This is a genomic window from Streptomyces sp. NPDC057623 (genome assembly GCF_042800355.1).
GTDB lineage: Bacteria > Actinomycetota > Actinomycetes > Streptomycetales > Streptomycetaceae > Streptomyces.
The window spans coordinates 102,490-112,637 of the sequence record NZ_JBHVGZ010000010.1; the positions used below are offsets into that span (position 1 = coordinate 102,490).

Sequence of the window (10,148 nt, forward strand, 5' to 3'; positions counted from 1 at the left end):
CACGGCCGTGACGAACGAGGCCGTCCCGGAACCGTCAAATCGGCGGAATCGGGGCTAAGGTGAACCGATGAAGGCTCTCGTGCTGTCCGGCGGCGCCGGTACGCGCTTGAGGCCGATCACGCACACCTCGGCCAAACAGCTCGTCCCGGTGGCCAACAAGGCCGTGCTCTTCTACGGGCTGGAATCCATCGCCGCGGCCGGCATCACCGAGGTCGGAGTGATCGTCGGGGACACCGCGGCGGAGATCCAGGACGCCGTCGGCGACGGTTCCAAGTTCGGCCTGGAGATCACCTACATACCCCAGGAACGCCCGCTGGGTCTGGCCCACGCCGTGCTCGTCGCCCGTGACTACCTGGGCGACGACGACTTCGTGATGTACCTCGGCGACAACTTCATCGTCGGCGGAATCGCCGGCCTCGTCGAGGAGTTCCGCCGCAACCGCCCCGACGCCCAGATCCTGCTCACCCGCGTCCAGGACCCGCGCTCCTTCGGCGTCGCCGAACTCGACGACGCGGGCCAGGTCATCGGCCTGGAGGAGAAACCCGAGCACCCCAAGAGCGACCTCGCCCTGGTCGGCGTCTACCTGTTCACGCCGGTGATCCACGACGCGGTCCGCGCCGTCACGCCGTCCTGGCGCGGCGAGTTGGAGATCACCCACGCCCTCCAGCACCTGATCGACGCCCGCGCCGAGGTGCGCTGCACGGTCATCAAGGGCTACTGGAAGGACACCGGGAACGTCGCCGACATGCTGGAGGTCAACCGGACCGTCCTGGAGGGCCTCGCCCGCCGCATCGACGGCGACGTCGACGAGGCCTCGCAGACCGTCGGACGCGTGGTCGTCGAGGAGGGAGCGCGCATCGTCAACTCGCGCATCGTCGGCCCCGCCGTCGTCGGCACCGGCACCCTCGTCGAGGACTCCTACGTCGGCCCCTTCACCTCCATCGCGGAGAACTGCCGTATCACCGACAGCGAGTTGGAGTTCTCCATCGTGCTGCGGGACTCCTCGATCGACGGGGTGGGCCGGATCGAGTCCTCGCTCATCGGGCGGCACGTCGAGGTCACGCCCGCGCCCAGTGTCCCCAGCGCCCACCGCCTCGTCCTCGGAGACCACAGCAAGGTGCAGATCCACACATGAACCTTCTCGTCACCGGCGCCGCCGGCTTCATCGGCTCGACCTACGTGCGCAAGCTGCTCGCCCGCGACGCCCCCGGCGCTCCCGAGGCGCCGCGCGTCACGGTGCTGGACAAGCTCACCTACGCCGGCACCCTCGACAACCTCGAACTCGACCATCCCCGGCTGGAGTTCGTGCAGGGCGACATCCGCGACGCCGAACTGGTCGAGAAGCTGATGGCCGAGGCCGACCAGGTGGTGCACTTCGCCGCCGAGTCCCATGTGGACCGTTCGATCACCGGCGCCGGCGACTTCGTGCTCACCAACGTGCTCGGCACCCAGACCCTGCTCGACGCGGCCCTGCGCCACCGCGTCGCCCCCTTCGTGCACATCTCGACGGACGAGGTCTACGGCTCCGTCGAGACCGGCTCGGCCACCGAGGAGGACCCCCTGCGCCCCAGCTCGCCCTACTCCGCCTCCAAAGCCTCCTCCGACCTGCTCGCCCTCGCCCACCACCGCACCCACGGCCTGGACGTCCGCGTCACCCGCTGCTCCAACAACTACGGCCCCCACCAGTTCCCCGAGAAGGTCGTCCCGTTGTTCATCACCAACCTCCTCGACCGGGAGCAGGTCCCCCTCTACGGCGAGGGCCTCAACGTCCGCGACTGGCTGCACGTCGACGACCACTGCCACGGTGTCGACCTCGTCCGCACCCAGGGCCGCCCCGGCCAGGTCTACAACATCGGCGGCGGCACCGAGCTGACCAACAGGGACCTCACCGCCCTGCTGCTGAAGGCATGCGGCGCCGACTGGGACAGGGTCCGGCACGTCGAGGACCGCAAGGGCCACGACCTGCGCTACAGCCTCGACTGGACGAGGGCCCGCACCGAACTCGGCTACCGGCCCCGCCACGACTTCGCGTCCGGCCTCGCCGCCACCGTCGCCTGGTACCGCGACCACCGCTCCTGGTGGGAACCCCTCAAGCGGCGCGTCGACGGGGAGCACGCATGAGGTGGCTGGTCACCGGGGCGGGCGGCATGCTCGGCCACGACATGGTCGAGGAACTCTGCGCGCGCGGCGAGCAGGTGGCCGGCCTCGCCCACACCGCCCTCGACGTCACGAGTCCCGACGCCGTCGACCGCGCCTTCGCCGCCTACCACCCCGACCTGGTCGTCAACTGCGCCGCGTACACGGCCGTCGACGACGCCGAGAAGGACGAGGGCCGGGCCCTGCGCGTCAACGGCGACGGGCCGGGCCTGCTGGCCCACATCTGCGCCGCGTACGAGGCCCGCCTGATCCAGGTCTCCACCGACTACGTCTTCGCCGGCGACGCCCGGGCCCCCTACCCCGAGAACCACCCCACCGCCCCGCGCACCGCCTACGGCCGCACCAAACTCGCCGGTGAGCGGGCCGTACTGGACGAACTGCCGGCGGCGAGCGCCGTCGTGCGCACCGCCTGGCTCTACGGTGTCCACGGCCGCAGTTTCGTCCGGACGATGATCGAGCTGGAGGCCCGCCGGGACACCGTCGACGTCGTCGACGACCAGCGCGGCCAGCCCACCTGGAGCGCCGACGTCGCCGCGACGATCGCCGACCTCGGCCCGCGCGTCGGGCGCGACGCCACCGGCGTCTTCCACGCCACCAACGCCGGTGAGGCCAGCTGGTACGACCTGGCCCGCGAGGTGTTCACGCACCTCGGCGCCGACCCCGACCGGGTGCGCCCCGTCACCGGCGAGGCGTTCCCGCGGCCCGCCCCACGCCCCGCCTACAGCGTCCTCGCGCACGGCCGTCGGCAGCGGCTGGGCCTCCCGCGACCGCGTGACTGGCGCACCGCCCTGCACGAGGCACTGCCCCGGATCCGCAAGGAGGCACTGCGTGAAACGCCATGAGTTCCTGCGCGAACTGCACAAGGTCAGCGGCAACCGCAACTACCTGGAGATCGGCGTCAACGACGGCCGCAGCCTGAGGCTCTCCCGCGTCCCCACCATCGCCGTCGACCCCGCCTTCAAGGTCGTCACGGAGATCCGCTGCGACGTCCACCTGGTCAAGGCCACCAGCGACGACTTCTTCGCCCGCGACAACCCGCTCGTCCATCTCAAGGGCGGCCGCCACCCGCTGCGCAATCTGCGCCGGGGCCGCAGCCCGCTCGGCTCCTGGCGGCGGCCCGTCCTCGACCTGTCGTTCATCGACGGCATGCACCTGTTCGAGTACGCGCTGCGGGACTTCATGAACATCGAGCGGCACTCCGACTGGACCAGCGTGATCGTCTTCGACGACATGCTGCCGCGCAACGCCGACGAGGCGGCCCGCGACCGGCACACCGGTGCCTGGACCGGTGACGTGTACAAGATCGCCGAGATCCTCGGACGCCATCGTCCCGACCTGGTGACCGTGCTCGTAGACACCCGGCCCACGGGGCAGCTCGTCGTCTTCGGGGCCGATCCCCGCACCAGGGTGTTGCGGGACCGGTACGACGAGATCGTCGCCGAGTACGACGTTCCCGATCCGCAGAAGGTCCCCGAGGCGATCCTGGACCGGACGGGGGTGGTGGCCCCCGAGGTGCTGCTCCGGGCGGGCTTCTGGCGCGGGCTGGGGCGGGCTCGCTCGCTGGGGCTGGGGCGGGCGCGGGGTTGGGAGCCACTGCGGCAGGCGGTGGAGGGTGTGGCCGGCAGCCGTTCGTAGTGCCGCGACGCGTTGTCGTTCGTCAGCCCTGATCCGAACGTCCCGTGCGCAGCCGGGCGTAGTGGGCCTTGCAGGTCTCGTACGACGGCAGTAGCCCGGCATCCCGCGCCTCCGCCAGCGTCGGCGCATGTGTGTCCTTGGCGGACAGGACCGGTGGGACGCCCTCGGGCCAGGCGATGGCCAGCTCGGGGTCGAGCGGGTGGACGCCGTGCTCGCGCTCGGGGGCGTACCCCGTCGAGCACAGGTAGACCACGGTGGCGTCGTCGGTGAGCGCCATGAAGGCGTGCCCGAGGCCCTCCGCGAGGAACAGCGCGTTCCGGTTGTCGTCGTCGAGGCGGAGCGCCTCCCAGCGCCCGAAGCCGGGGGAGCCGACGCGCAGGTCGACCACCACGTCGAGGACGGCGCCGCGCAGACACGTCAGGTACTTGGCCTGCCCTGGCGGCACGTCCGAGAAGTGCACACCCCGCAGTACTCCCCAGCGCGAGACCGAGCAGTTGGCCTGCGCCAGGGACAGGTCGTAGCCGGTGGCCTCGCGGAACGCCGCCCCGCGGTACCACTCGTGGAAACCGCCCCGGTCGTCCGGGAAGACCTCGGGCTCCAGCGCCCAGGCTCCCTCGATGCCGAGCGCGCGCATGCCGTCACCTCCTCCCGCTCCGGGCCCGGGCCCGCAGCCGGGCCGCCGTTCGCCCCAGGGCCGTGCCGAGCCTGCGCCGCGCCCCGCGGGCCAGCCGTCGTAGCCGGCTGGGGCGGGGAGCGCGCACCACGCGCACTCCGCCCGCGCCCGCGCGCAGCGCGAACGGCAGGGCGAGGTGACGCGGCCCCGGCGTGCCGAGCGCCACCCGCCAGAGCGCTCCCCGCAGCGCGCCGAGGGGCAGCACGGCCTCCAGCAGTGCCCCGGACCCGTACGGGGACAGGGCGGCCGGCACGTCATGCGTGGTGCCGGACGAGGTGAGACGGAGCGACACCTCGGCGCCCTCGGCGGGGACGTGCAGGGGGAGCGGCGCGCGCAGCCGGTCGCCCGAGGCCGTGACGTCGTGCGGCGCGAGGGCGTCCAGCCCGACGCGGCGGGTCGCGCGGTCGACGTCCAGGGCCAGATGGGCGTGCGGTGAGGTCCAGTACGGCAGGACCACGTGGCCGCCGGACACCGCGGCGTACGGGGCGGGGCGGTTCGCCCGCGGGGCGGGGCCGAGGCGGCACTCCTTGGTCCAGCCGCCCAGCCTGACGCGGACGACGACGTCCCACAGGCCGGCCCCGGTGAGGGCGGCGGGGTCGACGGTGGCGGTCGCGCGCAGCACCAGCCGGACGCGTCCGTCGTCGCCGGCCGGCACCTCCTCCCGGGTGCACTCGACCGGCTGGAAGTACTGGGCTCCGCCGGCGCGCTCGCGCACCAGCAGGTCCGCGGTCGCCCGGCCGAACAGGGCCACGGTGTCGGCGGCCACCCGGGCGACGGCCGCGGCCAGGTCCTCGGGCGGTTCGTCGGGCGGCGTACGGGCCGTGGCCGCGGCGAAGGCCATCGGCTCGCCGGCGGAGGCGTACTCGGCGGTGAAACCGACCCGCAGCGCGCCGTCCCGCCACGCCACGTGCTCGGGGGCGGCCGTGAGGGCGATGGTGGTCTCCCACTCGGCGAAGGCCTCGACGTCGTCGTACCGGTCGGCGGCGATCAGTGCGGCGACGACCTGCTGAGTCGGCTGGAGCCCGGCCGCGACGCCGGGCCCGAAGCGCTCGACGACGACCTGGTGGATCTCCGCGAACAGTTCCCGGCGATAGTCCGCCGGGAGGGCGAGGAGCCGCCGTCCGCGCATCCGCTCGACCATCTCCACCCGCAGCCAGCGCCGGAAGAGCCGGTCGCGCTGCGGGCCCGGTTCGGTGTACCGCTCGACGATGTCCAGGGCCTCCCGGAGGTTCTTGAAATAGCCGCCCGGGTCGAAGCGCTGGAATCCGGCGTTCGAGGCGTCGTCCCGGCGGACGTGGTAGTAGCAGACGTAGTCGCTGAGCACCGAGACGTTGCTCGCGCGCAGATACGCCTCCGTGACGAAGACGTGGTCCTCCAGGCGCCGTCGGCCCTCGGGGAACCGCAGAGCGATGTCGTCGAGGAAGGCGCGGCGGAACATCTTGTGCGGGGTGAGGCTGTCGATCAGTGGCGCGTCGGCGAGTGTGGCGCGGGGGTGGTCGCGGCGGAACAGCTCCACCGGCACCGCGCGGCCCTTGCCGGCCATCTTGCCGACCACGACATCGGCGCCGTTGGCCACGCCGTAGTCGTACATCCGTTGCAGGGCCTCGTCGCCGAGGTGGTCGTCGTGGTCCACGAACATCACGTACTCGCCCCCGGCGGCGGCGATGCCGACGTTGCGGGGCTTGCCCGACCAGCCCGAGTTCTCCTGGTGGACCACGCTCACCCGGGGTTCCGCGGCGGCGAGCGCGTCGAGCCGGGCCGGCGTGTCGTCGGTGGAACCGTCGTCGACGAAGATCACTTCGTACTCGTCCGGGGCCATCGACTGCCGCAGCAGTGACGCGATGCAGTCCTCGACATAGACCCCCGGGTTGTACACGGGGACGACCACGCTGACCTTGACCGGCATCGGTCTCCGAGCCCCCTAGGGGTCGCTGGGCGTTCGCGGCGGGCGCTTGCGTCGCTCGTTTGCGTCGGATTTCGGCGTTCGTGGCCAAATCCTAACCCTGTCACGCCTTTTGTCCACCGCTCAACGACCGTTGCCGGGCGTGGAGAGACGGCCGGAAGATCACCCACGCCGATAGCCTGACGGCGTGCGCCTGCTGCTGATGTCCGACACCCACCTGCCCAAACGCGCCAAAGCGCTGCCCGAGCAACTGCTCGCCGAACTCCCGCGCGCCGACGTGGTGTTCCACGCCGGGGACTGGGTCGACGGGGCCACGCTGGACCTGTTGGAGAGCCGCTGCGCCCGGCTGGTCGGCGTCTACGGCAACAACGACGGACCGGATCTGCGCGCCCGGCTCCCCGAGGTGGCGTACGTCGGGCTCGGCGGCCTGCGCTTCGGCGTGGTCCACGAGACCGGGCCCGCCCAGGGCCGCGAGGCGCGCTGCGCGGCCCGGTTCCCCGACCTCGACGTGCTGGTCTTCGGCCACAGTCACATCCCCTGGGACACCACGGCCCCCACCGGCCTGCGCCTGCTCAACCCCGGGTCCCCGACCGACCGCCGCCGGCAGCCCCACTGCACCTACCTGACCGCGACCGTGACCGAGGGCCGCCTCACGGACGTGGAACTGCACCGGCTGCCTCCGCGCGGACGGCCGCCGCCCGCGGCGCCCCCTACCCCTCGGTGCCGGCCTCGCGCCGCGGATGGATGGCGCCGGCGGTCGCCGTCAGCGGGGCGCCGCTGCCGCCCCAGCGCAGGGCGACGATCTCGGCGGCGACGGACACGGCGACCTCCTCGGGCGTACGGGCGCCGAGGTCGAGCCCGACCGGGGAGCGCAGCCGGGCCAACTCGCCCTCGCCGAGCCCTGCTTCGGCCAGCCGCCGCGTCCGGTCGTCGTGCGTTCGGCGGCTGCCCATCGCCCCGATGTACGCCGCCGGCCGGCGCAGTGCCTCCTGGAGGAGGGGTACGTCGAACTTCGGGTCGTGGGTGAGCACGCAGATCACGGTGCGTTCGTCGGTGTCGGTGCCACTCAGGTAGCGGTGCGGCCAGTCCACGACGACCTCGACGCCCTCCGGAAAGCGTTTGGGGGTGGCGAAGACCGGGCGGGCGTCGCACACCGTCACCCGGTAGCCGAGGAAGTCGCCGATGCGGGCGACCGCGGCCGCGTAGTCGATCGCGCCGAACACCAGCATGCGCGGCGGCGGCGCGAAGGAGTGCAGGAAGACGGTGACCGCGTCCTCGCGGCGTTCGCCGTGCGGGCCGTAGTGCCGCAGCCCCGTGGCGCCGAGGGCGAGTTCGCCGCGTGCGTCGGCCGTGACCGCCACGTCCAGGCCGGTGGCGCCGAGCGTGCCGGTCACCCGGTCGGGCCACACGGCGAGCGTCGCCCCGCGCGGTGCGGGCCCGTCGGTCACCGTCGCCACGGTGACCGGACGACCCGCCGCGACCGACTGCGCGACCGCACCGAAGGAGGGGTCCGAGTCGGCCGTCACGGGACGCACCAGCACAGTGATCTCGCCACCGCAGCTGAGCCCGACCGCGAACGCGTCCTCGTCGCTGTACCCGAAGGTCTCCAGCCGCGCCTCGCCGCTCGCCACGACCTCCCGCGCGAGCTCGAACACGGCCCCCTCGACGCAGCCGCCGGACACACTGCCCACGACCTCGTCGTCCGGGCCCACCGCCATCGCGGCCCCCGCCTCGCGCGGGGCGCTGCGGCTGGTGGCGACCACCGTGGCGAGACCGAACGGCAGCCGGGCCGTGTGCCAGGGGCCGATCACCGGGAGGATGTCACGCATGGCCGTGGGTACCTCCTCGTGATCTCGACCGATGGGCCTCTGACCAGGAGGTCGGCCGGGTCAGGGCAAGCGAGGCGAATGGTCGCTTCCAGCAGTATCGACCTTGTGGGCGGCGGACGTCATGTGCGCCGACGGCCGCCCTGCCGCCCTGTTCAGTCGAGCACGGCGGTGGCCTCGACCTCGACGAGATGATCGGGTAGGTCGAGTGCCGCGACCCCCAGCAGTGTGGCCGGAGGCGCCGCGGTCACCCCCAGCTTCGCCGCCGCGCGGGCGATCCCCTCCAGGAGCCGCGGCATCTTGTCGGGGGTCCAGTCGACGACGTGCACCGTCAGTTTCGCCACGTCGTCGAAGGAGGCCCCGACCTCGGCCAGAGCGGTGCCGACGTTGAGGTAGCACCGCTCGACCTGCGCGGCCAGGTCGCCCTCGCCGATCGTCACCCCGTCCGCGTCCCAGGCGACCTGTCCGGCGACGAAGACGAGCTTCGACCCCGTCGCGACCGACACCTGCCGGTAGGCGTCGACCTGCGGCAGTCCGGTGGGGTTCACCAAGGTGATGGCCATGCTGTCGGCTCCTCTCCAGGAGGCCCCGCCTGGCTCGCCGACGGCGTACCAGGGGAGCGCTCGCGCCACTTGTGGTTACTCGGTCACCGTAGGAGAGTGAGCCCTGACGTGGAAGAACGTACTTTTCGGTGACTGAGGAACCAGATGGTGACCAAGCAGTTCACGGGCTCGCCCGAAGACGCCGACCTGACCCGTGCGGATTCGCTGGCGCGGGAGATCTTCTCCGACCTCGCGAACAAGTGGGCGCTCCTGATCATCGAGTGCCTCGGTGAGCGCACCCTGCGGTTCGGCGAGTTGCGGAACGGGGTGGAGGGCATCAGCCACAAGATGCTCACCCAGAACCTGCGCATGCTGGAGCGCTACGGCCTGGTCGAGCGGACGGTCCACCCGACCGTGCCGCCACGGGTCGAGTACACGCTCACCGAGCCCGGCCGGGCCCTGCGCGTCACGATCGCCGGCATGTGCGACTGGACCCACCGGTACCTCGGCGACATCGAGGTCGCCCGCCGCCGGTTCGGCGCCTGACCGGATCTCGTCACCTCTTCCGAGTAGACGCCACGCGGAAGCGTGAGCCGGTGCCGCGTTGGACACGATCTGTCACGATTCGACTTCGTTGCGGAGTCGTCGGTGAACGGTGAGGGGAAGCGTATGGACTCGGGCAGGCGTCGGTTCCTCGGCAGGTGCACCGCCGTGATGACGGGAGTCGCGGCGGCGTTCGCCGTTCCCCGGCAGGGGCTCCCGGAAGGTCACGCGGCCACCGACGCCGGTGCCGGTGCCGGTGCGAGCACCGCGACGGACCGGCGGACCGGCGGCACCGCTCACGACCGGTTCATGTGGCTGGCCGTCGAGCAGGCCCGGCAGAACCCCCGGTGGCCGTTCGGCGCGGTGATCGTCCACACGCGCACCGGTGACGTCCTGGGCAGCGGGGTCAACACCGGGGCGGACAGTCCGCTGCTGCACGGCGAAGTGGTCGCCATGAACGACTACGTGCGGCGGCACGGCAACCGGGGCTGGGCCGACACCACCCTCTACACCACGGGTGAACCCTGCTCGATGTGCATGAGCGCGATGGCGTGGGCGAACCTGCGGCGCGTCGTCTGGGCAAGCTCGATCGACGAGATCCGTGGCACCGGGATCATCCAGATCGACCTGTCCGCACGGGAGGTGGCCGCCGCCGCGCACTCCTTCTACACACCGGAGCTCCTCCTGGGCGGCGTACTCGCGGAGCACACCAGCCACCTCTTCCGGGAGGCCCAACGGCTGCGCGAGAGGTTCCCGGACCCACCCCGGGCCGAGGCGTCCTGAGCCGCTCCATGCCCATGTCCATGTCCACGTTCACGTCCACGTAGGCTCAACATCGTTGCGGCGCGAGGGACTTGAAGGGCGGGGAC

The 10,148-nt window shown here is 72.2% G+C and carries 10 protein-coding genes and 1 pseudogene; 7 read left to right on the forward strand and 4 right to left on the reverse strand.

Annotated elements, in window-relative coordinates:
- Positions 1–67 precede the first annotated feature (67 nt).
- From ACFU95_RS13570 to ACFU95_RS13585, 4 genes are read left to right on the forward strand one after another with little or no spacing between them, the layout of a single operon-like run.
- Complete coding sequence (locus tag ACFU95_RS13570; protein ID WP_383826298.1) at positions 68–1,135, forward strand: glucose-1-phosphate thymidylyltransferase; 1,068 nt, start codon at positions 68–70, stop codon at positions 1,133–1,135.
- Positions 1,132–2,121, forward strand: coding sequence for a dTDP-glucose 4,6-dehydratase (gene rfbB / locus ACFU95_RS13575; protein WP_383826300.1), 990 nt, complete (start codon positions 1,132–1,134; stop codon positions 2,119–2,121). Before ACFU95_RS13570 ends, rfbB begins: the two co-directional genes overlap by 4 nt.
- Entirely contained in the window at positions 2,118–2,999 is an 882-nt protein-coding gene (gene rfbD / locus ACFU95_RS13580) for a dTDP-4-dehydrorhamnose reductase (protein WP_383826302.1), read from the forward strand. The genes rfbB and rfbD overlap by 4 nt, the downstream gene beginning before the upstream one ends.
- Positions 2,986–3,792: a class I SAM-dependent methyltransferase gene (locus ACFU95_RS13585; RefSeq protein ID WP_383826305.1), complete on the forward strand. Its 807-nt coding sequence runs from the start codon at positions 2,986–2,988 to the stop codon at positions 3,790–3,792. The genes rfbD and ACFU95_RS13585 overlap by 14 nt, the downstream gene beginning before the upstream one ends.
- 22 nt (positions 3,793–3,814) lie before the next feature.
- Here the strand turns inward: ACFU95_RS13585 and rfbC are convergent, their stop codons facing one another.
- On the reverse strand, positions 3,815–4,426 hold the full coding sequence (rfbC, locus tag ACFU95_RS13590; protein ID WP_383826308.1) for a dTDP-4-dehydrorhamnose 3,5-epimerase: 612 nt from the start codon (positions 4,424–4,426) through the stop codon (positions 3,815–3,817).
- Positions 4,427–4,430: 4 nt separating this feature from the next.
- Complete coding sequence (locus ACFU95_RS13595) at positions 4,431–6,371, reverse strand: glycosyltransferase (protein ID WP_383826310.1); 1,941 nt, start codon at positions 6,369–6,371, stop codon at positions 4,431–4,433.
- Positions 6,372–6,555: 184 nt separating this feature from the next.
- On the opposite strand from ACFU95_RS13595, the pseudogene ACFU95_RS13600 reads away from it, so the two are divergent.
- A pseudogene (locus tag ACFU95_RS13600) lies at positions 6,556–7,053 on the forward strand (metallophosphoesterase family protein); the annotation flags it as partial.
- Positions 7,054–7,078: 25 nt separating this feature from the next.
- Here ACFU95_RS13600 and ACFU95_RS13605 read toward each other — a convergent pair.
- Complete coding sequence (locus tag ACFU95_RS13605; RefSeq protein WP_383826313.1) at positions 7,079–8,197, reverse strand: XdhC family protein; 1,119 nt, start codon at positions 8,195–8,197, stop codon at positions 7,079–7,081.
- Positions 8,198–8,349: 152 nt separating this feature from the next.
- Positions 8,350–8,757, reverse strand: a complete 408-nt coding sequence (locus ACFU95_RS13610; RefSeq protein ID WP_383826315.1) for a RidA family protein — start codon at positions 8,755–8,757, stop codon at positions 8,350–8,352.
- A 144-nt stretch (positions 8,758–8,901) separates the two neighbouring features.
- On the opposite strand from ACFU95_RS13610, the gene ACFU95_RS13615 reads away from it, so the two are divergent.
- Together ACFU95_RS13615 and ACFU95_RS13620 are read left to right on the forward strand one after the other, a co-directional pair.
- Positions 8,902–9,282 carry a winged helix-turn-helix transcriptional regulator gene (locus ACFU95_RS13615; RefSeq protein ID WP_383826318.1) on the forward strand — a complete coding sequence of 127 codons (381 nt, stop codon included), beginning with the start codon at positions 8,902–8,904 and terminating at the stop codon, positions 9,280–9,282.
- Between the two features lie 168 nt (positions 9,283–9,450).
- Positions 9,451–10,062, forward strand: coding sequence for a nucleoside deaminase (locus tag ACFU95_RS13620; RefSeq protein ID WP_383826320.1), 612 nt, complete (start codon positions 9,451–9,453; stop codon positions 10,060–10,062).
- Positions 10,063–10,148 lie beyond the last annotated feature (86 nt).

Coding starts and splice junctions, on each gene's coding strand:
- ACFU95_RS13570 (WP_383826298.1), top strand. CDS start 68: ATGAAGGCTCTCGTGCTGTCCGGCGGCGCCGGTACGCGCTTGAGGCCG.
- rfbB (WP_383826300.1), top strand. CDS start 1,132: ATGAACCTTCTCGTCACCGGCGCCGCCGGCTTCATCGGCTCGACCTAC.
- rfbD (WP_383826302.1), top strand. CDS start 2,118: ATGAGGTGGCTGGTCACCGGGGCGGGCGGCATGCTCGGCCACGACATG.
- rfbC (WP_383826308.1), bottom strand. CDS start 4,426: ATGCGCGCGCTCGGCATCGAGGGAGCCTGGGCGCTGGAGCCCGAGGTC.
- ACFU95_RS13595 (WP_383826310.1), bottom strand. CDS start 6,371: ATGCCGGTCAAGGTCAGCGTGGTCGTCCCCGTGTACAACCCGGGGGTC.
- ACFU95_RS13605 (WP_383826313.1), bottom strand. CDS start 8,197: ATGCGTGACATCCTCCCGGTGATCGGCCCCTGGCACACGGCCCGGCTG.
- ACFU95_RS13610 (WP_383826315.1), bottom strand. CDS start 8,757: ATGGCCATCACCTTGGTGAACCCCACCGGACTGCCGCAGGTCGACGCC.
- ACFU95_RS13615 (WP_383826318.1), top strand. CDS start 8,902: ATGGTGACCAAGCAGTTCACGGGCTCGCCCGAAGACGCCGACCTGACC.
- ACFU95_RS13620 (WP_383826320.1), top strand. CDS start 9,451: ATGACGGGAGTCGCGGCGGCGTTCGCCGTTCCCCGGCAGGGGCTCCCG.